Source organism: Micromonospora arida (assembly GCF_042873195.1).
GTDB lineage: Bacteria > Actinomycetota > Actinomycetes > Mycobacteriales > Micromonosporaceae > Micromonospora > Micromonospora arida.
This window is the reverse complement of sequence record NZ_JBIALC010000004.1, coordinates 266,177-291,452: the sequence shown is the minus strand read 5'-3', so window position 1 is coordinate 291,452 and position 25,276 is coordinate 266,177. Positions and strand designations below refer to the sequence as shown.

The 25,276-nt window shown below is 70.5% G+C and carries 23 protein-coding genes; 11 read left to right on the top strand and 12 right to left on the bottom strand.

Going from position 1 to position 25,276, the window contains the following annotated elements:
* Positions 1-10: 10 nt before the first annotated feature.
* On the bottom strand, positions 11-1,006 hold the full coding sequence (locus tag ACFYP0_RS15500) for a carboxymuconolactone decarboxylase family protein (protein ID WP_355493378.1): 996 nt from the start codon (positions 1,004-1,006) through the stop codon (positions 11-13).
* Between the two features lie 143 nt (positions 1,007-1,149).
* On the opposite strand from ACFYP0_RS15500, the gene ACFYP0_RS15495 reads away from it, so the two are divergent.
* The 3 genes from ACFYP0_RS15495 (at position 1,150) to ACFYP0_RS15485 (ending at position 3,789) form a co-directional block, all read left to right on the top strand.
* Complete coding sequence (locus tag ACFYP0_RS15495; RefSeq protein WP_355493377.1) at positions 1,150-2,280, top strand: sensor histidine kinase; 1,131 nt, start codon at positions 1,150-1,152, stop codon at positions 2,278-2,280.
* A 25-nt stretch (positions 2,281-2,305) separates the two neighbouring features.
* Positions 2,306-2,968 carry a response regulator gene (locus ACFYP0_RS15490; RefSeq protein WP_124854082.1) on the top strand — a complete coding sequence of 221 codons (663 nt, stop codon included), beginning with the start codon at positions 2,306-2,308 and terminating at the stop codon, positions 2,966-2,968.
* A 107-nt stretch (positions 2,969-3,075) separates the two neighbouring features.
* Positions 3,076-3,789 (top strand): hypothetical protein, encoded by a 714-nt coding sequence (locus ACFYP0_RS15485; RefSeq protein ID WP_386996403.1) that lies wholly within the window; start codon positions 3,076-3,078, stop codon positions 3,787-3,789.
* Between the two features lie 13 nt (positions 3,790-3,802).
* Here ACFYP0_RS15485 and ACFYP0_RS15480 read toward each other — a convergent pair whose 3' ends face one another.
* Complete coding sequence (locus tag ACFYP0_RS15480) at positions 3,803-4,570, bottom strand: class I SAM-dependent methyltransferase (protein ID WP_124854084.1); 768 nt, start codon at positions 4,568-4,570, stop codon at positions 3,803-3,805.
* A 180-nt stretch (positions 4,571-4,750) separates the two neighbouring features.
* Complete coding sequence (locus tag ACFYP0_RS15475; protein ID WP_124854085.1) at positions 4,751-7,750, bottom strand: glycoside hydrolase family 95 protein; 3,000 nt, start codon at positions 7,748-7,750, stop codon at positions 4,751-4,753.
* 525 nt (positions 7,751-8,275) lie between these two features.
* On the opposite strand from ACFYP0_RS15475, the gene ACFYP0_RS15470 reads away from it, so the two are divergent.
* Positions 8,276-9,280, top strand: coding sequence for a DUF3800 domain-containing protein (locus ACFYP0_RS15470; RefSeq protein WP_208740858.1), 1,005 nt, complete (start codon positions 8,276-8,278; stop codon positions 9,278-9,280).
* Here the strand turns inward: ACFYP0_RS15470 and ACFYP0_RS15465 are convergent.
* Positions 9,253-10,095 (bottom strand): helix-turn-helix domain-containing protein, encoded by an 843-nt coding sequence (locus tag ACFYP0_RS15465; protein WP_124854087.1) that lies wholly within the window; start codon positions 10,093-10,095, stop codon positions 9,253-9,255. The two genes, ACFYP0_RS15470 and ACFYP0_RS15465, sit on opposite strands and share 28 nt — an antisense overlap.
* A 180-nt stretch (positions 10,096-10,275) precedes the next feature.
* Here ACFYP0_RS15465 and ACFYP0_RS15460 point away from each other — a divergent pair, with 180 nt between their 5' ends.
* Entirely contained in the window at positions 10,276-10,620 is a 345-nt protein-coding gene (locus tag ACFYP0_RS15460; RefSeq protein WP_124854088.1) for a DUF1330 domain-containing protein, read from the top strand.
* Positions 10,621-10,724: 104 nt separating this feature from the next.
* On the top strand, positions 10,725-11,600 hold the full coding sequence (locus tag ACFYP0_RS15455; RefSeq protein WP_208740860.1) for an alpha/beta fold hydrolase: 876 nt from the start codon (positions 10,725-10,727) through the stop codon (positions 11,598-11,600).
* A 7-nt stretch (positions 11,601-11,607) separates the two neighbouring features.
* On the opposite strand, the gene ACFYP0_RS15450 is transcribed toward ACFYP0_RS15455, so the two are convergent.
* The gene (locus tag ACFYP0_RS15450) at positions 11,608-11,838 is read right to left on the bottom strand and encodes a hypothetical protein (protein ID WP_124854089.1); all 231 of its coding nucleotides are present in this window, start codon (positions 11,836-11,838) and stop codon (positions 11,608-11,610) included.
* A 96-nt stretch (positions 11,839-11,934) separates the two neighbouring features.
* Here ACFYP0_RS15450 and ACFYP0_RS15445 point away from each other — a divergent pair, with 96 nt between their 5' ends.
* Both ACFYP0_RS15445 and ACFYP0_RS15440 read left to right on the top strand, forming a co-directional pair.
* Entirely contained in the window at positions 11,935-12,660 is a 726-nt protein-coding gene (locus ACFYP0_RS15445; protein ID WP_124854090.1) for a TetR/AcrR family transcriptional regulator C-terminal domain-containing protein, read from the top strand.
* 174 nt (positions 12,661-12,834) lie between these two features.
* Complete coding sequence (locus tag ACFYP0_RS15440; RefSeq protein WP_124854091.1) at positions 12,835-13,230, top strand: hypothetical protein; 396 nt, start codon at positions 12,835-12,837, stop codon at positions 13,228-13,230.
* 262 nt (positions 13,231-13,492) lie between these two features.
* Here ACFYP0_RS15440 and ACFYP0_RS15435 read toward each other — a convergent pair whose 3' ends face one another.
* The 3 genes from ACFYP0_RS15435 to ACFYP0_RS15425 all read right to left on the bottom strand — a co-directional run bounded on the left by ACFYP0_RS15435 (position 13,493) and on the right by ACFYP0_RS15425 (position 16,596).
* Entirely contained in the window at positions 13,493-14,662 is a 1,170-nt protein-coding gene (locus ACFYP0_RS15435) for a hypothetical protein (RefSeq protein WP_124854093.1), read from the bottom strand.
* Positions 14,659-15,174 (bottom strand): SigE family RNA polymerase sigma factor, encoded by a 516-nt coding sequence (locus ACFYP0_RS15430; RefSeq protein ID WP_124854094.1) that lies wholly within the window; start codon positions 15,172-15,174, stop codon positions 14,659-14,661. The genes ACFYP0_RS15435 and ACFYP0_RS15430 overlap by 4 nt, the downstream gene beginning before the upstream one ends.
* A 243-nt stretch (positions 15,175-15,417) precedes the next feature.
* Positions 15,418-16,596 carry a MalY/PatB family protein gene (locus ACFYP0_RS15425; protein ID WP_124854095.1) on the bottom strand — a complete coding sequence of 393 codons (1,179 nt, stop codon included), beginning with the start codon at positions 16,594-16,596 and terminating at the stop codon, positions 15,418-15,420.
* 283 nt (positions 16,597-16,879) lie between these two features.
* Between ACFYP0_RS15425 and ACFYP0_RS15420 the strand changes: the two genes are divergently transcribed.
* From ACFYP0_RS15420 to ACFYP0_RS15410, 3 genes are all read left to right on the top strand, one after another.
* Entirely contained in the window at positions 16,880-17,926 is a 1,047-nt protein-coding gene (locus ACFYP0_RS15420) for an SMP-30/gluconolactonase/LRE family protein (RefSeq protein ID WP_124854096.1), read from the top strand.
* 206 nt (positions 17,927-18,132) lie between these two features.
* Positions 18,133-18,789 (top strand): haloacid dehalogenase-like hydrolase, encoded by a 657-nt coding sequence (locus ACFYP0_RS15415; RefSeq protein ID WP_158629547.1) that lies wholly within the window; start codon positions 18,133-18,135, stop codon positions 18,787-18,789.
* Entirely contained in the window at positions 18,786-19,646 is an 861-nt protein-coding gene (locus ACFYP0_RS15410; protein ID WP_124854098.1) for an oxygenase MpaB family protein, read from the top strand. Before ACFYP0_RS15415 ends, ACFYP0_RS15410 begins: the two co-directional genes overlap by 4 nt.
* A gap of 137 nt (positions 19,647-19,783) precedes the next feature.
* Here the strand turns inward: ACFYP0_RS15410 and ACFYP0_RS15405 are convergent, their stop codons facing one another.
* Genes ACFYP0_RS15405 through ACFYP0_RS15390 form a run of 4 tightly spaced genes read right to left on the bottom strand, consistent with a single transcriptional unit; the run spans position 19,784 to position 25,270 of the window.
* Entirely contained in the window at positions 19,784-22,108 is a 2,325-nt protein-coding gene (locus tag ACFYP0_RS15405) for a beta-xylosidase/alpha-l-arabinosidase (protein ID WP_124854099.1), read from the bottom strand.
* 38 nt (positions 22,109-22,146) lie between these two features.
* Positions 22,147-23,013 carry a carbohydrate ABC transporter permease gene (locus ACFYP0_RS15400; RefSeq protein ID WP_091407036.1) on the bottom strand — a complete coding sequence of 289 codons (867 nt, stop codon included), beginning with the start codon at positions 23,011-23,013 and terminating at the stop codon, positions 22,147-22,149.
* Positions 23,010-24,008, bottom strand: coding sequence for a carbohydrate ABC transporter permease (locus tag ACFYP0_RS15395; protein ID WP_355493375.1), 999 nt, complete (start codon positions 24,006-24,008; stop codon positions 23,010-23,012). The genes ACFYP0_RS15400 and ACFYP0_RS15395 overlap by 4 nt, the downstream gene beginning before the upstream one ends.
* Positions 24,005-25,270, bottom strand: a complete 1,266-nt coding sequence (locus ACFYP0_RS15390; RefSeq protein ID WP_244218782.1) for an ABC transporter substrate-binding protein — start codon at positions 25,268-25,270, stop codon at positions 24,005-24,007. Before ACFYP0_RS15390 ends, ACFYP0_RS15395 begins: the two co-directional genes overlap by 4 nt.
* Positions 25,271-25,276: the final 6 nt, after the last annotated feature.

Here is a 25,276-nt window from a genome sequence, read left to right as displayed (position 1 = left end):
GGGTTACCTCCTAGAGGGGTGCCGAGGCGAGGGCCCGGGCGATGTGATCGGTGGCCGTGATCGCCCCGTACGCGACCAACCGCACGAGGTCGGCGTCGGCGGGGTGGGAGAGCCGCCAGAGAGCGACGTCGCCCGGGCTGATCGCGCTGGGCGCGAACGCCGCCAGCAACGCGATCCGCGTCCCGATGCGGTCCGTGCCCGGCACGTCCCGCACCATGTCGACGGCCCAGTCCGCAGGCCGCGCCGGGAACCGCCCCTCCTCCCAGCGCACCGTGGCCGTGACGGTCTGGCGCGCCACGTCGCCCAGCAGCAGGTCCCCACCCCGGGCAGCGGCGTCCCGCAGCGACGCGTAGGCGACGCCCACCGGGCTGTCCCCCGCCCAGGCGGGAGGTGATGCCGTCGGGTCGGCGTCGAGGAGCGGGAGGCTTCGGCCGGGCTCCTTCGGCTCCCGGGCCGCCTTGGCGTAGAGCCGGCCCCCGACCGACCGCACCAGCGGGGAGCGTTGCAGCCCGCCGGGAAGCAGATCGGGGTCGAGCAACGCGGAGACGACCCGGTTGATGAAGTGGAACGCGAGCAGGGTGCCGGTGATCTCCGGGCCGTGGGTGCTGGTCCAGCCGGCGGCTCTGGGGCTGCGGCTCGCCTGCGCCCAGCCGACGAGCGCGGCGTGCCTCGGCTCGGGGGGCGTCTCGCCCCGGGCGACAGCCTCGGCCAGCTTCGATGCGCCCAGCGCGTGCAGCAGGAGCACGTGGGCGTCGACGCAGAACTGACAGCGGTTGGCCCGGGACACCGCGGCCGCGACGAGTTCGCGCTCGACCCGGGGCGCGTCCCCGGCGAGCAGCGCCTCCCGCATCAGCGCCCAGGTCGCGGCCAACACCTCCGGCACGGCCGAGAGCGCCTGGAAGGTCGGCAGCGGCCCGAGAAAGTCGTCGCGCAACTGTTGGTAGACGGCCGCTGTGCGGCCGGTGGCCGCCCTCGTCGGCGTGGGGGTGAAGAAGCGGTATGTCATGGGCTCGATGCTTGTTCCGGCGGGCCGGGAAAACGTCGTGCCGCCGTAGACACTTGCCCGCCGCTCATACCGCGTCCGTGGTACGCCGCAGGTACCACGCGCGCGGGATGCTCCACCGACGACGGCCGTTCTACAGTGCGACCATGCGCCGCGACCTCCCGTACGCCCTCGGCGGTCTCGCCCTCGGCATCCTCCTGCTCGGCAACGCCGTGCTCACCCCGGACGCCGCGCCGGTCGAGGCGCTCGACGTCGCCCTGGTCCTCGCCACTGTGGTGGCCCTGGCGGCGTGCCGGCGCTACCCGGTGGTGGCGCTGGGCGTGGTCACCGTCGCCATGCTGGCCGTTCACGTACGGGTGCACCCGGGGGTGTCCGCCGCGTTCCCCGTCCTCTGCGCGGTCTACGTCAGCGCCTGGCAGGGACACCGGTCGGCCGCGGCCGTAGCCAGCCTCGCCTTCCTCGGTAGCTTCCTGGCCCGCGACATCTCGATGGCGCCGGCCGGCCGACCAGGCCAACTGGTCGCCGAGCGGACGGCCCTGCTGCTCGGCTGGTTCGTGGCGGCCAACGTCGCAGGGCTCGTCGCGCGGCAGCGCCGGGCGTACCTGGAGCAGGTCGAGCAGCGGGCGATCGAGGCCGAACGCACCCGCGAGGAGATGGCGTTGCGCCGCGCCGGGGAGGAGCGCCTGCGCATCGCCCGCGACCTGCACGACTCCCTGACCCACAGCATCTCGGTGATCAAGGTGCAGGCGGGGATCGCCGTGCACCTGGCCCGCAAACACGGCGAGGAGCCGTCGGCCACGCTGCTGGCGATCCAGGAGGCCAGCGGCGCCGCGATGCGGGAACTCCGCACGACCCTCGACGTCCTGCGCGCACCAACCGACGGCGATCGGGTCGGGCTGGCCCGGGTGGACGAGCTGGCCGAGCGGACCCGGGCGGTCGGCGTACCGGTGCAGGTGACAGTCACCGGTCAGCGCGGGGAGCTGCCCGACGAGGTCGACCAGGCCGGGTACCGGGTCATCCAGGAGGCCCTCACCAACGTGGCCCGCCACGCCGGGCCCGCGACCGCGCACATCCAGGTGGAGTACGCCCCGGCGGGGCTGACCGTCGCGGTCACCGACGACGGTCAGGCGTCGCCGGCTGAGCCCCTGACCCCGGGCGTGGGCCTGCGCGGCATGCGGGAGCGGGTCAGCGCCCTGGGCGGCACGCTGCGGACCGCCGCGCACGACGACCACGGGTTCACCGTACGGGCCACCTTCCCGCTGGACGGCCCGCGATGACCGCCCGCCGGCCGGAGGAGCCGGGATGATCCGGGTGCTGCTCGCCGACGACCAGGCGCTGATGCGAGCCGGCTTCCGGGCACTGCTCGACGCCGAGGACCACCTGGAGGTCGTCGGTGAGGCGAGCGACGGCGCCTCGGCCGTCCACCTGTCGCGGTGTCTGCGCCCGGACGTCGTTCTGATGGACGTGCAGATGCCGGGCCTCGACGGCATCGAGGCCACCCGGCGCATCGCCGCCGATCCCGACCTCGCCGCGATCCGCGTTCTCATCCTCACCAACTACGGGCTCGACTCCTATGTGTTCGCCGCCCTCCGCGCGGGCGCCAGCGGCTTTCTCCTCAAGGACGCCGACCCCGCCGACCTGCTGCACGCCGTCACCGTCGTCGCGCGCGGCGACGCGCTGCTCGCGCCAACCGTCACCCGCACACTGATCAGTGAGTTCGTGGCCGGCCCACCGCCGGCCGTGCCGACGGCCGGACGCGACGTGCTGACCGCCCGGGAGCAGGAGGTCGTCGAGCTGGTCGCCCGTGGGCTGACCAACGACGAGATCGCCGTGCGCATGGTGATCAGTCCGCTGACCGCCAAGACACACGTCAACCGGGCCATGACGAAGCTGCACTGCCGCGACCGGGCGCAGCTGGTCGTGTGGGCGTACGAGTCGGGGCTGATCACGCCACGTCGGCGGTGACCGCCGTCTCCGAGAGCGGAGTCGACCAGCCCCCCTTGGGAACATGAGGGAAGGTCGACGCATTAGCATTGCCGCCGTCCGCGACGGCTCTGCTGAATCGAGGCGACATGCGTTGGCTCCGTCGATTGCTGGGCGGTAGGCGGGTCCAGCTCGACCCGGGACGCCAGCAGGCGCTGCTGCACGACGTCCAGTCCCGGTACGGCCCCCACGCGCGGATCCGGTTCAACGAGCAGGTCGAGTCGCTCGCCGGTTCGCTCGACAGTGACGACGGCCTGGTGGTGGCGACCCGGATCGTGAGTCAGGTCGCCGACGAGGCCCACGTGGACCTTCAGGCCCAGGCCCAGGAGATCCACCGACGGACGGGCCGGCGGCTGCTGGTGCACCGCCGTAACTACCGGCCGCTGTGGAAGGAGGCGGGCCCGGCGCTGCGCTGGCCGCTGTTCGCGTTGCCGTGCGGCTTCCACCCGTACGCGCAGGTGGCCGCCGCCGTCACCGTGGTCGGCAAACGGGCGCCCCGGCTCGACCGGGTGACCGACCCGAACCCGCTGGTGACCCGCCTGTTCGAGGTGCTCGACCTGACCACCTCCGGCTGGGAGTACGGCCGGGTGCGGGTGGACACCGACGCCGCCACCCTGGCCGATCGACTGATCGTCAGTACCGGACAGGTCCTCGCGGCCATGGACGACCCGCCGCGACTACCGCCCGCGGTCCGTGAGCTCATGCGTCGCAACAACACCGTCGCCGTGCACGACCCGGCCGGCCCCCGGGCGGTGGGCGGGATCAACCTGGGCGCGCGGATGCGGGAGGAGTTCCTGGTCTGAGCGCCCTCGGGCGCTACTGCTCGGGGCGTCGACGCGCGAGATGCACGATGACGTCGGCGGAAAGCTCGACCGTCTCGGGCAGGACCTGTTCGATCTGGGCGAAGACCTGCTCCTGCTCCGAGGTGGGCAGCGCGAGATACGCCGAGATCGTCGACAGATGCCCCACGTAGTGCCGCGCACTCATCGTCAGCCGACGCTCGATCACGGTCTGCTGCACATCGGTGAACCATTCGGACCGTTGGAGCTCGGTGCCCGGCCACTGCATGGCCTGCCCCGGGGGCGTTCCATCGGGCGAGGGAATCTCGTCGCTGTCCAGGAAGGGTGCCCGGGCGACGCGGACAGCGTCCGCCACCGCCGGGTCAACCAGCTGGGTTGGTCCGCCGAACGAGGCGAACACGCCGCCGGGTTCCAGTAGTGCGGCCATCCGCGACCATCGCCCCTCCGGTTTCGTCCAGTGCAGTGCCGCTGCCGCGTAGACCAGGTCATACCTCGCGCCCGGCCGCAGGTCCTCGAATGCGGCACGCACGGTCCGGACGCCTGCTGGCACGTGCTTGCGCAGCTCGGCGAGCATTGCCCCGTCCGGCTCGGTCGCGGTGACAGTGACGCCCGCTGCGGCGAACAGCCGGGTCGCCTTGCCCGTGCCGGCGCCGATCTCCAGCGCCGATCGCACCGGCCGATCCGAGTGCGTCAGCACCAGGTCGACAAGCTCGGCAGGGTAGCCCGGTCGGTGCCGCTCGTATCGTCGCGCCACCATGCCGAAGCTCAGTGCACGAACCGGCATGCCGACAATCCTGTCACGACTCGCGTCGGTGATGCCCGGTCTTTCCGCGCAAACGGGTCGCCTACGCACCGCCGTGACGACAACTGCGCGCAACCGCTTGCCGGCCCGCCGAACGCCGAACGCGACCGGGCCCAGGTGGGACGGGCCCGGTCGTGCTCCCCCGAGCAGGAATCGTTGCCGTCAGCCCCCGATCGCGATGGCGAAGATGTGCATGGTCGGCACGTTCGTCGCGGGACGGGCGCTGATGTTCGGCAACACGACCGAGGCCACCGCCTTGCTCTGCAACGCCACACCCACGTAGTAGATGCACGCGGCGGTGTTCTGACGGCCGTTGTTGGGCCGGTTCTGGTACGCGGACACGATGGCCGCGGTGCCCCCGGAGTGCGGCCCGCCATACCAGTCCGGCGAGCTCAACGTGAACGTCTGGCGGGTGCCGTCGGCGTAGACCACAGTGCCGGTCCCCGACACCGCTCCGTAGGTGCCGGTCAGCAGGAAGCCGAGCGTGCTGCCGGTGCCGGTCACGCCGATGGTCTGGCCCGAGGCGACGGCGTTGTCGGCGGCCCCGGAGCTGACGTTGGGCCAGCGGAAGTTGACCCCGTTGCGGCTCACCGTGCCGCCCGGGCTGGCACCGGCCTGCGCCAGGGCCTGCGCGGAGAGCGAGGCCCCACCGCCGTCGAAGTTCCCGACGTTGGTGTTGCTGTCGCTGGTGATGCCGACGTTGCTGAAGCTCTGCTCCAGCGTCGGCGTGGTGGCACCGGAACTGGTGACCCGGTAGGTGCGTCCGGCCTGCACGGTGACCTCGATCAGGTCGGACTCGATCCGGGTGGTCCGGGCCGCCGTACCGTCGGCGGTGTCGACCACCGTGACGGTGCCGGTCAGGATCCGGGAGCGCAGGCGGACGGTGCCGGCCCGGTCCGGTCGGACGAGGATCTCGGTGGCCAGACCGCTCGCCCAGGTGATGCCGACCGTGTGCCCACCTCGACCGCGCAGGCCGGTCACCCGCCCGCTCGGCCAGGCCGGTGGCAGCGCGGGCAGGACGTGCAGCTCGCCGGTGTGGCTCTGCAACAGCATCTCGGCGATGCCTGCGGTGGCGCCGAAGTTGCCGTCGATCTGGAACGGCGGGTGCAGGTCGAACATGTTGGGCGCGAGCCGCGCGGTGGTGGCGAGGTAGCGGATCAGGTCGTGAGCCCGCTTGCCCTCCTCCATCCGAGCCCAGAAGTTGATTTTCCAGGCCAGCGACCAGCCCGTGCCGTCGTCGCCGCGCAGCGCCAGGGTCCGCCGGGCCGCCTCGAACAGCTGCGGAGTGCCGCGCTTGGTGATCTGGTTGCTGGGGGCCAGCCCGTACAGGTGCGAGATGTGCCGGTGGTTGGGCTCGGTCTCCACCCAGTCGTAGAGCCACTCCATGATGTTGCCGCGCGAGCCGACCTTCATCGGGGGGAGCCGGTCCCGGGTGGCACGCACCTGGGCCCGGAAGGTGCTGTCCACGTCGAGGATCTCGCTCGCCCGGGCGCACGCGTCGAACAGGTCCCGCAGGATCTGGTTGTCCATGGTGGGGCCGGCGCACACGCTGGCGTTCGCGTGGTGGCTCAGCTCCGGCGAGTTCGACGGGTTGGTCACCAGGTAACCGAGGGTCGGTTCGGTCACCAGGGTGTTGAGGAAGAACTGCGCCGCACCCTTCATGGCCGGGTAGTTCGTCCGCAGGAACTCGATGTCGCCGTTGAACAGGTAGTGGTCCCAGATCAACGTGGACAGCCAGGCGCCACCGGTCTGCCACATGCCCCAGAACGCGCCGTCCACCACCGCGGTGGCCCGCCACGCGTCGGTGTTGTGGTGGGTGACCCAGCCACTGGCGACGCCGTACTGCACCTGGGCGGTCCGCGCCCCGGTGACGGCGAGGTCTCTGACCATGTCGAAGACCGGGTTGTGGCACTCGGCCAGGTTGGTGGTGTTGGCCGGCCAGTAGTTCATCGGCAGGTTGGCGTTGATCGTGTACTTCGAGTCCCAGGAGGGGGCCAGCGAGTCGTTCCAGATGCCCTGGAGGTTGGCCGGCTGGGTGCCGGGCCGCGAGGACGAGATCAGCAGGTACCGCCCGAACTGGAACAGCAGCGCCGAGAACTGCGGGTCGTTGACGCTGTTGTGCTGGGCGATCCGGACATCCGTCGTCTGGTCGGCCGCGGACGTGCGACCCAGATCGAGAGTGACCCGCCCGAACAACGCCTGGTAATCGGCCACGTGCCGGCTGCGCAGCTGGTCGTAGCTGCTGGCCCGCGCGCTGGCGAGGCGCTGCCGGGCGATGCCCTGGTAGTCGCCGCCGACGTTGCGGTAGTTGACGTAACTGGAACCGATGGAGATCAGCAGGGTCACGCTGTTGGCGTTGGTCACCCGTAGGGTGCCGCCGGAACTGGACACGCTGCCGCCGCTGATGGTCGCGTTGGCCAGGGCGAGGAAACGGACCGCGCCGGTGACGCCCTCCATGTTTCCGGAGACACCGTCGAGGCCGATGGTGGTGCCGTCCGGGCTGGACACCGTGGTGCGCTGCGGGCTGTCGAAGGTGGCGGTGAAGCTGATCGAGCCGGTCCGGTCGGCGGTCAGCCGGATCGCGATGACCTGGTCCGGCGCGCTGGCGAACACCTCCCGCTGGTGACGAACGCCGTTCAGCACGTACGTCGTCGTGACGGTGGCGGTGGTGAGGTCGAGCGTCCGGTCGTACTGCGAGGCTCCGCTGGCGGATCCGAAGGCGAGCCGCAGGTTGCCGACGGTCTGGTAGGCCAGCTGGCCGCCGGGGTTGCCCATCATGGTCTGGTTGATCAGATCCTGGGCCTGGGTCCACTGGTTCGCGTTGACCAGCCGCCGGATCTCCGCGAGCGCTCCCGCGCCTCTGGGGTTGCTGGGATCGTGCGGCCCACCGGCCCAGACGGTGTCCTCATTGAGCTGGAGTCGCTCGGTGTCGACGTTGCCGAAGACCATGGCGCCGAGCCGGCCGTTGCCGATCGGCAGCGCCCGCAGCCAGTCGGTTCCGGCCCCTTCGTCGTACCAGAGGGCGAGGTCCCCGGCGGCCAACACCTGCGGCGGCGCCACCGAGTCCGCTCGTGCCACGGCGGTCCAGGGCACCGGCAGGAGAGCACCACCCGCACCGGCTGCGCCGATCTTGAGGGCCTGCCGTCGGGTCAGGTCTGACATCGATCCTCCAAACGGTGACCAGTCCGGCCACCCCGAAGCGTGACAACTATGGGACTCGACATGGGGATCCGCTTGGTTGGGGCCAACCGGGACCCTGCCTGCGCAGGCCGACACCGGGCCTTGGCGAGCCAGACATCGGATGTGTTTCGGGAAGGTTACTCCGGGGCCACAGAATAGGCAACGGTCGATCAATGGGTGGACACCACGCCTCTCTGGCCGGTCAGCAAGATGCGCGGGCGGGCGAGCAGCGGCGCGCTGACGCGACACCGCACGGCGATCCGCCAGAATCACGGCGACGATCACCCACCCGGACGGACATACATCAGATGTACGCAGGCGAGCAGTCGAGCCAGCCGCGCACCAGCTGCAGGTGGGGATCGACGCGCCCGGGTGGCAGCGAGCGCAGGGTGTTCGCGATGGTCAGCACCCGGAGCGCGCCCATTGAGGGTTGCGGCTCCCGTAGGCAATCGGGTTGTCCTCCGCCGGCGCACGGGTGACCATGGGCGACATGGCGGGAGCTCGGCGGTGAGATCACCGCTTCAGGGTGGGCTGCCGCCGGGCGGCGCGGTGGTGATCGGGGCTGTCGTGGAGATCGCCTGCGACGAGTCGGGATTCTCGGGTACGAACCTGCTGCACTCGACCGCCCCGGTGATCACGCACGCGAGCGTCGACCTGGCCGTCGACGAGGCGGTCGCGCTCATCACCTCCCTACGGTCCCGGTTCCGGTTCGCGCCGCACGAGCTCAAGTCCGGCCGGTTCCTGCGCGGTTCGGGTGCGCAAGAGGCACTGGAGTGGTTCCTGACGGCGCTGGCCGGCCGCGCGCACGTCCACCTCATCGACAAGGAGTTCTTCCTCGTCACCCGGATCGTGGACTTCCTGCTGACCGAGCCGTCGTACGCGGCGGGCACCCGCCTGGCTCGCGAGCACCATCCGACGGCTCTCGCATTGCACGAGGCCGGACGCTCGGCCGGAGGCGACTGGGGCGCCTTCCTGTCGGCGTTCGTCGATCTGGTCCGGATGAAACGGCGACTTCCGGTCGACCAGACGGTGCAGCGGTTCTTCCAGGCGCGGGACGCGCTGCGGCGACACCGCCTCGGCACGGTGGCGGACGCCGCCCTCGACGGGCTCGGCCCGAGCCACGTGCGGGCCGTGGTGGCCCGGCTCGACGTCGACGACCGCACGGTTCCTCCTCCACTGGAGCCGCTGCTGCCGGCCCTGGCGGAGACGGTCCTGTCCTGGAGCGGCGGCCAGCGGCAGGTGCTGGTGACCCACGACGAGCAGAGCGCCCTGACGGCAGACCGGCTGACCCGCCTCCAGCGGGTGTTGGCCGACAGCAACGCGTCGACGGCCGGCGTCGAGCGGGCCGGGGCGCTGCCCAACGGAGTGTCGCCCCTGGCAGGGCTGGTGATGGTCGACTCCCGCGACGATCCGCGCGTGCAGGTAGCGGATCTCCTCGCCGGAGTGGCCCGGCGGATGCCGGGCATCATCGACGACGCGCTCCGTCAGCCGCCGCCCTCTCCCGCAGGGTGACGGGCAGCCGAGTCATGATCGGCACGGGCTCGGAGGGCTTGCGTGGTCGCCGAGTCAGCGGGGAAGAACGCCTCGACGGCCAACCCTGCGACTGTGACCTCCCGCGGCGTACCGAAGAGGGTCGTGGTGCTGACGAAGGACAGCTCCTGGTCACCGTGCCGGTAGCGCAGCGGGACGAGAACACGGGAGAGGGCATCGCCGACCGGTGTCGTGTCGACGTCGCCGCCGGGATAGCCGCGAAGCTCCTCGTGCAGGTCGTACAGGATCGGATCGTTTGTTGTCGCCGCCTGCTGGTGCAGCCGTTTCAACAGGTGGGCGCGCCACTCGGGCAGGTTGACGATGCGCGGTGCCAGACCGTCGGGGTGCAGGCTGAGGCGCAGCACGTTGACCGGTGGGGTGAGCAGGTGTGGCTGCGCGTCCATGGTGAACAGGGCGACGGCAGGGTTGGCGTCGACGAGGTGCCAGTGCTGGTCGACGAGCAGCGCGGGGTACGGGCTGTGACCATCGAGGATCTGCCGTACGGCGGCCCGTACCGGTGCCAGCTCGGGGTCGGTCAGTTCGTGGCGGGGGTAGGCGGGGGCGTAGCCGCCGGCCAGCAGCATCGTGTTGCGCTCGGCCAGCGGCATCTCCAGGTGTTCGGCCAGCCGCAGGATGAGGTCGGGGCTCGGCCGGGATCGCCCGGTCTCGACGAAGCTCAGGTGCCGGGCCGACACTCCCGCCTCGATCGACAGGTCGAGCTGGCTCATTCCGCGAGTCCGACGCCAGTCGCGCAGCAGCTCCCCCACTGGTCGCCCGTGCCGGGTCGAAATCGTCACTCACCGACCCTAATTCGACACCGACAGCCGGGCCATTACCTGCGAGGTAATCGACAGTCCACCGCGACAGCGGAAATAGTTCTTCCGGCACGACCGATCCGGTGCCGTGACGCGGCGGCCCACGCCGACCGTCACCACCGCGACCGACATAAGAAGACCAAACGCAAAGGACAGGCACTCATGACCGCGTACGCGATCGCACACCTCCGCAGGGCACCCGTCCACGCCGAGGTGCTGACGTACCTGGAGCGAATCGACGCCACCCTCGCGCAGTTCGCAGGCCGGTTCCTCGTCCACGGCGGCACCATCGACGTCCTGGAGGGCGACTGGCCCGGCGACGTGATCGTCATTGAGTTTCCCGACCTGCAGCGGGCCCGCTCCTGGTACCAGTCCAGCGATTATCAGGAGATCAAGCCCTTGCGGACGAGGCACCTCACCGGCGAGGTGATTCTCGTCGACGGAGTGGAGCCGGGCCACGACTCGTCGCAGGTGGCCGCGACCATTCGCCGCGCCACCAATCGGTAGCACCTGACCTTCGCACCCCAGGGCACGAGCGCCGCCCCGAAGATCCCGATGGCTCGCCGCCCGCAGGCACCCTGACACAGGTCAGCCGGCCGTAGTCTCATCGGATGCAGGACATCCAGACGCACACCCTGGTCATTCCCGGCGTCGACCTGGTCTACGACGTCCGCGGCCCGCTCCCTCCCACTGGCGCCCATCGTGCGCTGCTCATGATCGGCCAGCCGATGGCGGCGGAGGGCTTCACCGCGCTCGCCCCGCACTTCACGGACCGCACGGTCCTCACCTACGACCCGCGTGGTCTGGGCCGCAGTGTCCGCAAGGACGGTCGGTCCGACCACACGCCGCAGCAGCAGGCCGCCGACCTGCACGCACTCGTTCAGGCGCTCCAGGTCGGTCCGGTTGACGTGTTCGCCAGCAGCGGCGGCGCGGTGACCGCACTCGAACTGGTCGCCACCCACCCCGACGACGTCGCCACCCTGGTGGCGCACGAACCGCCGATCAACGCCGTGCTCCCCGACGCCACGGCCGCCGAGCGTGCCCGAGCCGGCTTCTACGAGGCGTACCAGGCGAAGGGCTCGGGTGCGGGGATGGCCGCGTTCATCGCCATGACGTCCTGGCAGGGCGAGTTCACCGATGCCTACTTCGCCCAGCCCGCCCCCGATCCGGCGATGTTCGGCATGGCAGCCGACGACGACGGCAGCCGCGACGATCCGCTGCTGTCGCGGAACTCGTGGGCGATCACCGACTACCGTCCCGACGCGAGCGTGCTCACCGCCGCGCCCACCCGGATCGTGGTCGCTGTCGGCGAGGAGTCGGCCGGCACGTACACCGCTCGCACCGCCCTGGGCCTCGCGGCGCTGCTCGGTCAGGAGGCCGTGGTGTTCCCGAGCCACCACGGCGGGTTCCTCGGCGGCGAGTTCGGCTACGCGGGCAAGCCCGAGGAGTTCGCCGCGCGGCTGCGGGAGGTACTGAACGCGGGCTGACCCCTGCTCAACGGGTTGCGTCGGTGTAGACCTCGACGTCGTAGAGCAACTGCACGTCGCGGCGGCCGTTGGTGATGCCGACGAAGACCGGATCACCGGCCGGGGTGCGGCCCTGACGCAACGCCTGATCCCGGGCGGCCTCCCGCGACTCGTGATGGATCCTGCCCTCCCGATGCAGTTGCAGCACCCGACGGGCAGTGGTCCGGTCGGTGTCGAGATGGATTCGCACGAGAGGCATGCCGGGACCTCCTTGCGCCAACAGTCACCCCAACTTCCCTACGGACAACCACCTTACCGTCGTTAAGTTGCCTGTCCATCTGTTTAGGATGCCTCCATGACTCCCGTCGAGCCCGGCATGGCCACCTCACCCTCGGCGGCGCGACCGGACAATCACGCCGCGCCGCCGGTATGGCTGCGCGCGGCGCCGTCGCGGGCACGACGGAAGCCACCCTTGACCCTCGATCGCATCGTGGACGCGGCCGTGATCGTGCTGGACGAACTCGGCGCCGAGGGCCTGACGATGCGCTGTCTCGCGCAGCGGCTCGATGTCACGGCGACCGCGTTGTACTGGCACGTGAAGACGAAGGACGACGTCCTGGACCTGGCCGTCGACCGGATCTTCGGCGATGTGGCCGTTCCGGACGCGAGCGAGAGCTGGCTGGAGGACATCCGCGTCCTCGCTCGCGCCTGGCGCGGCGCCATGCTGGATCATCCCTGGGCCGCAGGGCTCATCGGCCGCCCCATGCTCGGTCCGAACGTGCTGGCCCGCACCGAGTTTCTGCAATCGGCGCTGGTACGCGGCGGCTGTAGCGGACTGCACCTCGCGGTGGCGACGCGCCTGCTGGCCAACTACGTCATCGGCGCCTCGCTCACCGAAGCCACCTGGCGACGGACCACGGAGCCTGAAACCAGGGCCGCGGCCCGCGCCCATATCGTGGCGAGCGCCAACGCCTATCCGACCCTCGACGCCTCGGGCCACCTCGACGACACCCGATGGGACGACGACCTGCTGTTCGAGGAGGGCCTCAACGGCATTCTCCGCACGGCGGCCCGGCGCTAGCGAACGAGCGAGCCCATCGGTACCGGTGCCAGCAGACGTCGCCGACCCTGCACCGTCCGGAACGAGTAGGAGGCTGGGCGCTCGTGCAGTTGGCCCGACCAGCCGTATCGTGGGAAGCAGAGGCGGCGATCCGCCGCCTTCGATGAAGTTCCTCCGGCGGTCGAGGAGAACGAGATGACTGGTCTGGCGGCCGTCGGCGCAATCGTGGGCGTCCTGCTCGTCGGTCTCGTGGTCCTGGTCCGCAAGCCGGCCAACACCCGGTCGGTGCTCAGATGGTCGGCCCTGGCGATCACCGCGCTGGTGGCCGCCGTGCTGGTTCCCTTCACCGTGGACGACTCGGGCACCGCGGCCAGCTATCTGCTCGGCGTTCCCGTTGTCGCGGCACTGCTGCCCGTTCTCGCACAGTGGGTCGGTCGACTGACAGTGGTCGCCGATCTGATGGCCGCGCTCATCCTCACCGGATGGGGTCTGCTGCTCGGGCTGGGCATCGGTGTCGCGTTCCTACCAGCGGTGATACTCCTGATCGCCAGCGCCGCGGGCACCTGGGCGCCGCGACCGTCCACCACGTGACCCGGTGACGCGTGGTCAGCCGTCCGGGGTGAACAGCCCTTGGACGCCGACGACGATAGCGATGAGGCCAAAGATCGCGAGCAACAGTCGGACACCAGTGGCGCCGTCCGGCTGATCGTCGCGCGGCGTCGACCGCCCGGTCAACCGGCCCCACAGCAGAGCGGTGATCAGCCGGTGGGAGCGTACCCACGGACCCGCTCGGTTGAAACGGTCCGGACGGCACGCCCCCACGACGGAGTTCGAGGCTGAGCCGATCAGACCCTCAGCGGGTGCACCGCCACACCAGCGGCCGATACGCCTGGTTCTCGTAGACGGCCCCGACCACCGTCAGACCGTCGTCGCTGATTCCCTCGGCCGTGTACGTGCCCGCCTCGGTCGCCCGGACCTCGGGTCGGCCCGGCAACCGGCGGGAGGTGCCGTCCGGGGCCACGACCAGCGGCGCACCGTCGACGACCAGCACATCACCATTGCCGGCGATGCCGCTCGCCCCCGGGAAGGGCAGCAGGCTCACCGCCCCGGTGGCGAGATTCCACCGCACCGGCAGCATCCGCACAGCGCCGCTCCGTTGGCCGCCGGGAGCCATGCCGATCGCCCATTCGCCCTGCGCCGAGTCGACCGACGCCCGCGTGTAGCCGTCGGGCACTGCCAGTGCCGTCCCGACGCCCTGCGGCGTCCACCGGTAGGGCCGATCGTCCACGGTGCCGACGATCGTGCCGTCCTCGGTGATCCCGGTCGCGGACGACCCCCGCTGGCCGAGCAGCCGGTACTTCTGGGGGTGGTCCGTCGACCACAGCACAGCCTGGTGCGAGTCGTCGGACCTGTGGGCGGTGCCGACGATGTCGCCCCGACCGTTGACGGCGTGCACGAGCACCGTGTCGTAGCCGGGCGGGGTGGACAGGAAACGCAGCTTCCCGTCCCGGTACAGCCAACCGGTGCCGTCGCCGTTGGTGCCGACCACATAGCCACGGCTGTTGACCGCTGCCGCGTGCCGCGCGGTCGCCGGCAGGACGACCGGCCGGCCGTCGGTCCACAGCACGACCCGTCCGTCCTCCCGCCCGGTGCTGATGTCGCCGACGATGTGCCGTCCGGTGGGATCGACCCCGCTGGCCACCGCGACCGGACCGTCGACCGGCTGCGGCAACCACGACGCCTGGCAGGTGACCGGCGGGCGCGGGGCGGCCGACCCGGTCTCCGCCGGTGACACCGCGAGCGCCGGCGTGTTGGGGACTGGCGGGCTGGTGGTCGCGCCGACCTGGACGGCACCCACGACACCGACCCCGGCCAGCACCGTCAGCGCGGCGATTCCGCCGACTCGGCGACGCTGGCGGTGCCGCCGCCCGTCGCGGACCGCCCGGCTCAGGTCGACCCGCGGCTCCGGTACCGGCACCGAGCGCAGCAGCTCGGCGATCCGCTGATCGTCCACCGTGGTCATCTCGGACTCCTCACTGACATCTCGGTGACGTCGAGCACCTGGCGGACGGCCGCCAACGCCCGAGCCGTCTGCGACTTCACGTTGCCTTCGGAGCAGCCCATCGCGGCGGCCGTGTCGGTCAGCGACAGGTCGCACAGGAACCGCAGGACCAGCACGGTGCGCTGGCCGCGCGGGAGGCGGGCGAGCGCGGCGAGCAGGCTGTCCCGCTCGGCCAGGTCGTCGTGCGGCGTCACCGGCGAGCGCTCCGGCTCCGGCACCGACCCCAGCAGGCGAACCTTCGCCCAGCTCAACCGCTTCTCATCGACGAGCTTGTGCACCAGCATCCGATGTACGTACGCGTCGACGTTGTCGGCCCGGCTGACCCGGCGCCAGTTCACGTAGAGCGCCGTGACCGTCTGCTGCACCACGTCGTCGGCCAGATGGGCGTCGCCGCACATCAGGAACGCGGTCCGATGCAGGCTCGGCAGTCGCGCGGAGACGTACTCCACGAACTCACCCTCGGCATCCACCATCGAGGCTCCCTCCTCCTCCGCAAGCTCGACGGGACCGGACCGTCATCAGGTTGCGTCCCGTCGAAGAACGCTCGGAAGTCCTACCGCTCGGCCGGGCCGGGGGTGTCCCACCCGGCCGCGGCGGCGGACGGATCAGCGGGTCAGGCGTGCCGCGAAGCGGGTCGATGTCGCCAGCACCAGTAGGGCGTCGAGGCGCAACAGCCGGGGAAGGACTCGAGGCGCGGCTGCTCCCGGCCTCCGGTCTCAGTCGATGGCGCTGGTCATCCGGCGTACCGCCTCGGTGATGAGCTCCGGTGCGGTGGCCAGGTTCAGTCTCACGTGCCCGCCACCGCCGGTCCCGAAGGCCAGTCCGGAGGTCAGCGCCACCCGGCCACGGTCGAGGAACACGGCGGCCGGGTCGTCGCCGAGGCCCAGGGCGCGGCAGTCCAGCCAGGCCAGATAGGTGGCCTGACCGGGCTGGTAGCGGACGGCCGGCAGGTGCTCGGCGAGCAGCGCGGTCAGGAGCCGACGGTTGTCGTCCAGGCCGGTCAGCAGAGCGTCGAGCCACTCGCCGCCGTCGCGGAAGGCAGCGGTGTGGGCGATCACGCCGAGGTGGCTGGTGCTGACGCTGACCCCGAACGGGACACGGGCGAGATCACCGGCCGCGGCCGGGCCGGCGACCAGGAGCCCGCCGCGCAGGCCGGCCAGGTTCCATCCCTTCGAGGCGGACATCAGCGACAGGCCGTTCTCCGCGCCGGGCACCGAGAGGTACGGCACGAACCGCGCGCCCTCAGCCACCACCGGAGCGTGGATCTCGTCGGCGACCACCCGCACCCCGTGCCGCTGGGCGAGTCCGGCGACGGCGGTCAACTCGGCCGCGCTGTGCACGACGCCGGTCGGGTTGTGCGGGCTGCAGAGCAGGTACGCGGCCGGCCGTCCACCGGCGCGAGCCCGCCGGAACGCATCCTCCAGCGCGTCGAGGTCGATCCTCAGGTCCTCGCCGAGCGGTGCCTCCACGATTCGGCGGTCGGCGTGCGCCACGGACTCGTAGAACGGCGGGTAGACCGGGCAGTTGACGACCACCGCGTCCCCCGGCTCGGTGACCAGTCGCAGCGCCTCGACGACGCCGTGCATGACGTCGGGCACCAGCGCGGTGCGCTCCACTGCCAGCCCGTCCCAACCCCACCGCCGCGCGGCGAACTCGGCCACTGCCTGCGGGTACGCCGTTCCGGCGGTGTAGCCGGTGTCACCGCGCGCGACGGCGTCGGTGATCGCCCGCGCGACCGGCTCGGCCAGGGGCACGTCCATCTCGGCCACCCAGAGCGGCAGCACGTCGTCGGGGTACTCCCGCCACTTGAGGCTCGTCCGCTTCCGGAGTTGGTCGATCGTGAGCTGGCGAAGGGGATTGACCGCAGTCCGGGAACCACTGAGCAGGCCACTCATGTCCCCACCCTATTCCCTGCCTCCGGCCCGACGCCCCGGGTCACCCACTGATTTGTCCACTGTGGTCGTACCGGAAGGATTTCCGGAGGCTTTTTGGCATTGACCAGCGTCTTTGTATGCGATCCCCGATCCGTCTCGGAATCGACGGCGAAAGACTGCTGCGGGTTGCCAGTTCATAACCTAGGCTCCCGAATACCCACATCGACGGCCCGCCCTCACGCCGTGCCAGCCACCGACCTCGCACGCCGGCCATCGCAACCCTCGACGCCGATTGGAGTATTCGATGACCTGGCGTCCCACCATTGCCGCACTGGCCGGCCTGTGCCTCGCGGTCAGCGCCACCCCGTTGCCCGCCGGTGCTGCCGTCGACGCTGCGCGTGTCAGCGCTCACGCCGCACTCGTCGGTCCGCCCGGAGCACCGCCCGGGGTCTGCCCGACGGGGGCCGGTTACGGTCCACCGCTGCCGGCCAGCACCGTGACCGCCCCCCGAATCCAGGGCGGGTTCACGTTCCTCGAAGGACCGGTCTGGGTCGCCGACGGTGGCTACCTGCTGATGTCCGACATGACCGCCGGCACCGGGCCGTACAACGTCCAGCCGTCGACGATCCGCCGGTTCACCCCGTCGGCGAGCTTCGACACGTTCATCGCCGACGCCGGCAGCAACGGCCTGGCACTCAGCGCCGACGGCCAGCAGCTCGTCGCGGCCACCCACGACCAGCGGAGCGTGTCCGCGTACCGGTTGAGCGACAGGGCCCGCAGCACCGTCGCGGCGAACTACCAGGGCCGGGCGTTCAATTCGCCGAACGACGTCGCGGTCCGTTCCGACGGCGTCGTCTTTTTCACCGACCCCAACTTCCAGCGCGGCAACCGCTCCGACCAGATGAGCGGACGTACCAGCGTCTTCCGCGTCTCCAGCGGGCAGGTGTCACTGGTCGACGACCGGTTGCGCCAACCCAACGGCATCTCGCTCTCGCCGGACGGGACCGCGCTGTACGTGGGCGCCTACTCCGAGAACAAGATCTACAAGTACGCGGTCCAGCCCGACGGCAGCATCGGCGCCCGCAGCGTCTTCGTGAACTACATCGGCGGCCCGGACGGCGGCACGATCGACTGCGCCGGCAACGTGTACTGGACCTCGGGCGGGGACTCCCTGGTCCACGTCTACTCCCCCACGGGCATCCAGCTCGGCACGATCCGCTCCGGCGGCTCCGGCACGACCAATGTGGCGTTCGGCGGCCCCGACCGGCAGACCCTCTTCGTCACGTCGGGCCGGTGGGGCGACTCCGGGTTGTACAGCGTGCGACTCAACGTCCCCGGATATCCGTACTGACCGACGGCGGGATGGCGCGCCGCCTCCGTCGTAGCCTGACGAGGCGGCGCGCTATCCGGCGCCGTCGAGGTGCTCGACCTGATCGCGGTGCTACCGACCACGGCCGCGCCGACCTGACCCACCCGACCACCCGTAGACTCGGCTCATGGCGAACCGCCCGTGGCACCAGGGTCGGTAGACCAGTGAGGGCGTCGACCGCAGATACCGTGATCTTCGATTTCGACGGTGTACTGCTACGGGGGGACGCGTTCGGGCTGTTCCTGCGACGCACTGCCTTCGCGGGTGCTCGGCTGCCGCTCGCCGTCGCCGCGCTCGTCCTGCTCGCGCCCATCGCCACCATTCCCACCTTCCGTCCGTGGGCGGCGCGGTGGGTGAGCCGAATCGGCTTGTTGGGCCGGAACGCGGAGGAGTTGCGGGCGGAGTTGGAACGCTTCGGCGCGGAGCTCGGTGAGGAGCCAGGGCGGATCATCGCGCCCGGTCTACGGATGATCCGTACCCATCTCGCCGCCGGCGACCGGGTCATCGTGGTGACCGCGTGCGAGCACACCCTGGCGCGGGCGGTGCTCGACGCGATCGGCCTCGCCGGGGTCGAGCTCGTGGCCTCGCGCATTCGCGGCCCGAGGCTGATCGTGCACAACCACGGGGCGACCAAGATGGCGCAGCTCGCCGGCCAGGGGGTGACGCCACCGTGGCGGGTGGCCTACAGCGATTCGCTGTCGGATCTGCCCATCCTCGGCGCCGCCGAGCAGCCCGTACTGGTCAACGCGAACGCGCGTCAGGTCGCTCGGGCGCGCCGGTTACTCGGCGCCAGGCTGACCACCGTCACCTGGTTGGCTGGCCAGGGCCCGGAGGTCCGCCGATGAGGGGCCGCTACGACAACCTGACGCGCACCCGTGCTCTCGACCCGGAGCATGACTACCTGGTCATCTACCAGACCATGCTGCGCCACGAGTTTCCGTGGGACATGAAGCTCGGGCTCAACCTCGCCTTCAACCGTTCGTTCTCCATCCCCGCGATCGCCACCGTGCACACCGCCACTGGCGAGCTGACCGAACGCACCCAGAAGCGGATCGACGACACCGGTCTGCTGATGTACGAGATGGTGCTCAACGGCTTCGACCAGCCTCGGGGCCGCGAGGCGTTGCGGCGCGTCAACCAGATCCACCGCCCGTACGACATCAGCAACGACGACTTCCGCTACGTCCTCGGCTGCCTGGTCGTGACCCCGACCCGCTGGTTGCAGGGGTACGGCTGGCGTCCACCCTGCTGCCACGAACGGCACGCCACGTACCTGTTCTACCGGGAACTCGGCCGACGAATGCGCATCACCGACATCCCTGGGTCGTACGACGAGTTCGAGACCTGGTTCGACGCGTACGACGCAGCTCACCTGCAACCCAACGACGACGCGGCGGCCATCGAACGCGCCACCCGCATGCTGATGCTCACCCGGATCCCCCGGATGCTCGCTCCACTGGGAAACGCGCTGGTCAGCGCCCTGTATGACGCGCCGCTGCGGAGCGCAACGCGGGTCGACACGCCGGCCTGGCCGGTCCGGGCGGGGTTGCACCTGGCCTTGCGGACGCGCTCACGGTTGCAGCGGTGGTTCGGTGCACCACGGACGACGGCGTTGTTCGCCGATGGGATCAAGGCCAAGAGCTACCCCGACGGGTACGAGATCAGCCAGCTCGGCCCGCACCAGGACGGGGTGCGGGAGTAGCACGTCGGTAGTGCCGGTGTCGCCGGCTCGGACGCGCGCCGGCCCTGCGCTGCCCGTGCGGGTTCACTGCCGAGAACCGGCACGGGAGTGGGGCCGGTCCGCCGACTGTCCACTGGGGACAACCGGCGGACCGGCTCTCAGCGCACGTCGATGGTGGTCCAGCGTGGGGAGGTGTTGGTGACCGGGACGGTGTCACCGACCAGCGTGGTCACCGCCTCGGCGTCCCGCCGCGCGCTGGTGCCGACCCACAACTCGACGTCACCGGGCTCCACGACGCGGGTGAACGTGCGGTCGGAGAAGGCCAGACGGGTGGTGGGCACGGTCAGCTCGACCGTGACGGACTGGCCCGGTTCCAGATGGACTCGCCGGTAGCCGAGCAGCTGCGCCACCGGCCGGGTCACCGAGGCGACCACGTCGCGACCGTAGAGCTGGACCACGTCGTCGCCGGCGACCGCGCCGGTGTTCGTCACCCGCACGGTCACCCCTACCGCCCCGCTGGTGGGCACCGTGCCGGGCACGGTGAGCTCGTCGTACGCGAATGTCGTGTAGGACAGGCCGTGGCCGAACGGCGCCACGGGCGTCGCCAGCAGGTTGGTCCCCGCGTTGCCCGCACCGAGGGTGGGGTGCAGGTAGGAGTACGGCTGCGCGCCGGCCGACCCGGGCAGGGTCACGGGCAGCCGGCCCGACGGATTGACCCGCCCGGAGAGCACCCCCGCGATCGCCCCGGCGCCCTCCTCGCCCGGGAAGAACGCCTGCACCACCGCCGCGCAGCGCGCGAGCGCCCAGCCGACGGCGTACGGCCGGCCGGTGACCAGCACGAGGACGACCGGTGTGCCGGTCGCCAGCACCGACTCGACCAGTTCACGCTGGACGCCGGGCAGCTCCAGGTCGTCCCGGTCGCAGCCTTCGCCGACCGTGCCGCGTCCGAAGAGGCCGGCGTGGTCGCCGACGACGAGGACGGCCACGTCCGCGCCGGCGGCCGTCGCGACGGCCTCGTCGAAGCCGGATCTGTCGTCGGTGTCCACGTCGCAGCCGCGTGCCCAGGTGACGAGATCGCCGCCGAACTCGGCCCGCACGGCGTCGAGCACTGTCGGCACGTCGATGCCGGCCTCCGCGCCGGGGTGCTGGACGAGGACGTGGTTGAGGAATGAGTAGCACCCGAAGAGCGCGCTCTGCCGGTCGGCGTTCGGGCCGATGAGGGCCACCCGTTGCCCGGTGGGCAGCGGCAGCGCGTCCCGGTTGGCGACCAGCACGATCGATTCCTCGGCGAGCCGGCGGGCGATCGACCGGTGCTCGGGCGAGTCGAGGTCGATCGCCTGGGGCGGCTCGTCGTTGAAGGTCGCGTCGAGCAGACCCAGGTCCTGCTTCTGGCGCAGCACCCGCAGCACCGCGCGGTCGATGAGCGCCTCGTCGAGCTTGCCCGCCCGCACCGACTCCCCCAGGGTCAGAAAGGCGTCGCCGGTCGGCAGTTCGACGTCGAGACCGGCGGTCAACGCCTGTCCGGCCGCGTCCGCGTGATCGCTCGCCACGTGGTGCAGCAGGTTCAGGAACGCGACCCCGTAGTAGTCGGCCACCACTGTGCCGTCGAAGCCCCACTGGTCGCGCAGGATGCCGGTCAGCATCGTCGGGTCGGCGGCGACGGGCACCCCGTCGATCTCGGTGTACGAGTGCATGACACTGCGGGCGTCGCCGTCGATGATCGCCATCTCGAACGGGGGGAGCAGCACGTCGGCCAGTTCCCGGCGGCCGATGTGCACCGGGCCGAAGTTGCGCCCGGCGCGCGAGGCGGAGTAACCGGCGAAGTGCTTGAGGGTGGCGTGCACCCCCTGCGACTGAAGGCCGCGCACGTACGACGTGCCGATGGTGCCGACCAGGTACGGGTCTTCGGCGATGCACTCGTCCACCCGGCCCCAGCGGGGGTCACGGATCACGTCGAGCACCGGTGAGAGCCCCTGGTGTACGCCCAGGGCCCGCATCGAGGAGCCGATCGCCGCCGCCATCTCGGTGACCAGTTCGGGGTCGAACGCGGCACCCCAGGCCAGTGGGGTGGGGAAGGTGGCCGCCTTCCACGCGGACAGCCCGGTGAGGCACTCCTCGTGAACGATCGCCGGGATGCCGAGCCGGGTGCCGGTGACCAGGTCCCGCTGGAACTTCCACAACCAGGCCGCGTGTTCGACCGCGTCCACGGGGCGGGTGCCGTAGGTGCGGGTGAGGTGACCGAGCCCGTGCCGGGAGAAGTCTTCGAGCTTGAAGGCGTCGCCGAACTCCCCCTGCAACGGTGCGACAGCCTCGCCGTCCTCCTTCTCCCAGAAGCCGACGAGCTGGGCGATCTTCTCCTCGATCGTCATCCGGCCGAGGAGATCGCGTAGGCGGGCCTCGCCGTCGCGCCCATCCGGTCGGCCGTGCTCCGGACCTGCCTGAGCCGGCGCCGGCCCGCCCACTACCGCGTGGACCTCAGTCATGCTGTGCCTTCCTGTGGTTGTGCCCGTACCGCTGCCGCTCAGCCCTTGACCGCACCCTGCAGACCACCGACGATCTGCTTCTCCGCGAGTGTGAAGAAGAGCAGTGCCGGCAGCATCGCCAGCGAGGTGAAGGCGAGTACGCCCGCTGTGTCGGTGGTGTACTGGCTGGAGAAGTTCTGCACGCCCAGCGGCAGGGTGTGCAGGTTGACGTCGCTGAGGACGAGCAGCGGCAGCAGGAACGAGTTCCAGCTCGCCACGAACGCCAGGACGCCAACGGTGACGAGCGCGGGCCGCGACAGCGGCATCGCGACGCGCCAGAGGAAGCCGAGCCGACTCGCACCATCGATGGCGGCGGCGTCCTCCAACTCTCTCGGGATGGCCGAGAGGAAGGGCCGCAGGATCACGATCGTCAGTGGCAGTGAGAAGGCGACCTGCGGCAGGATCACCGCGTAGTAGGAGTTGATCAGGTTCAGGTCACGCAGCATGAGGTAGAGCGGCAGGATCGCCGCCCCGGCCGGAAACAGCAGGCCGAGGGTGAAGAAGGTGTAGAGCCCTTCCCGCCCGCGGAAGCTGTAGCGGGCGAGCACGAACGCGGCGGCCAGGCCGAGCACGACCACGGCGAGCGTGGTTCCCAGGGCGATGACCGCGCTGTTGAACGCCTGTTGCCAGAAGTTGCTCTGGGTCAGCACCCGGGCGTAGTTGTCCCAGACGAACGGGTCGGGCAGGCCGGCCGGGTCCGCGACGATCTGCGGTGTGGTGCGGAAACCGCCGATGACCACGTAGATGACCGGGGCGATCGACACCGCAGCGATCGCGAGCGCGAGCGCGTAGGTGAGCGGCGTGCCCCAGGAGACCTGACGGCGTCCGGTGGACGGGGGGAGAACCGAGTTCACGGCCATCGTCACTTCGCCCTTCCGGTGATGGCGCCCTCGATGTCGCGGCGAAGCAGGAACCGCTGGAACAGCAGCGCCGCCACGAAGGAGATGACGAACAGGATTACCGCCACAGCGTTGCCGTAGCCCCACAGCCGGGCGAAGAACCCGTTGTCCACCATGTATGTCGCCATGGTGGCCGATGCGCCGAGGGACCGCACCGCGGGCACCGAGGTCACCCAGATCATGTCGAAGATCTGCAGCGAGCCGATCATGGACAGGAACATCCAGATCCGGATCGTCGGGCCGAGCAGCGGGATCGTGACGTGCCGTTGGATCTGCCACCAGCTCGCGCCGTCGATGGCCGCCGCCTCGGTCAGCTCGTCGGGCACATTGGACAGCCCGGCGAGGAGCAGGATGATGGCGAAGCCGACGTATTTCCAGGTGAGGATGGCCAGCAGGGTCCAGATGACCACATCCAGGTCCGCCAGCCAGGCTTGCACCAGGCCGCCCATTCCCAGCGACCGCATCAGCGCGTCGACAGTGCCGTCGCCGGTCAGCAGCAGCTTCCACATGATGCCGACGGTGACCTCGGCCAGCACGTACGGCACGAACACCAGCAGGCGGAACACGGCCCGCCCACGGAAGCGACGGTTGAGCAGCAGGGCGACGCCCAGGGCGATCGGGCCCTGGATCAGCAGCGACCCGAAGACGATGATCGCGTTGTTGCGCAACGCGTCGAGGAAGATCGGGTCCTGGAAGGCGAGGGTGTAGTTCCGCAGACCGACGAACTCGGTGGGAGGCCCGACCCCGCGCCACCGGAACAGGCTGTAGTAGACCGCGAAGCCCATCGGCACCAGCACGAACATCACGTAGATCAGGACGGCCGGCGTGGTGAGCCCGATGATCTCGTACCACTTGCGGCGGTTGTCGGCTCGGCGGGCGGACTCGCGCCCGGCCTTGTGGGGGCCCGCCGGCGACGCGGAAGCGTCGCCGGCGGGCATACGGAGCTGGTTGGCGGAGGTCACTTGCTTGCGGCCGCCTTCATTGCCGAGACGACCTTCTCAGGCGTCCCGTTGCCGGCGAAGATGGCGACGATCGCGTCGTTCATCGCGTTGCCGACGGTGCTGCCGTACGCCGTGTCCAGCCAGAGCTGGACGTAGCTCGCCCCGGAGGTGGCCTCCAGGATGGACTTCAGCGCGGGGTCCTTCACGGCGTCCGCCGCGCCCTTGGCGACAGGCAGGCCGGTGCCGGTCTCGGCGTAGCCCTTCTGCACCTCGGGGCTCACGATGTACTTGAGGAACTCCACGCACTCCGCCGGGGCGTTCTTGGCGCAGGAGAACCCGTCGCCGCCGCCGAGAGCCGCCTTCGGGTCACCCGGGGAACCGGCGATCGCCGGCACCGGGAACCAGCCGAGGAACGAGGCCAGCTTCGCCTTGTCCGTGGTGACGGTGTCCAGCGTGCCGCGGTTCCAGTCACCCATGAGCTCCATCGCGGCCTTGCCGTTGGCGAGCATGCCGTTGGCGCTGGTCGGGTCGTTCTGGCCCGGCGTGGCGATGAAGTTGGGCTGGAACGGCTTGGTGTCGATGAACGCCTTCAGGTCCTGGCCGGCCTTCACGAAGCACGGATCGTCGAAGTTCTTCTCCGCGGAGGCCTTCTTGAGGGCGTCGACCGAACAGGCGCGCAGCGCCATGTTGTACCACCAGTGCGCGGCCGGCCACTTGTCACCGGCACCCACGGCGATCGGAATGACGTTGATCGCCTTGAGCTTGGTGACAGCGGTGTTGAGCTCTTCGAAGGTGGTCGGCGGAGCCGCGATGCCCGCCTTGGCGAACATCTCCTTGTTGTACCAGATGCCCTCGATGCCCATCCGGAACGGCAGGCCGTACTGCTTGCCCTTGACCTGCCAGATCTCCGCGGCGCTGCCGATGTCGCCGACCTCGGTCTTGGTCTGGTCGGTGATCTCCTTGAGGTAGTCGGCCTCCACCTGCTCGCTCATCTCGCCGCCGCCCCAGGCCTGGAAGATGTCCGGCGGGTCGCTGCTCAGCAGCGCGGCAGGGAGCCGGGTGCGCTGGAGCTGGTTCGTCTCGATCGCCTCGATCTCGATCTTGACAGTGGGGTGAAGTGCGGAGAAGTCCTTGGCGACCTTCTCCCAGTAGGTCTTGCCGGGCCCGTCCTGGGAGGCGTTGTGCCACCAGCTCAGGGTCACCGGGTCCTTGTACAGCTCGCTCTGAGGGGCCGCCTCTTCGCCGCCGCCGGAACACCCGGCGAGGACGACAACACTTGTCATTAACAG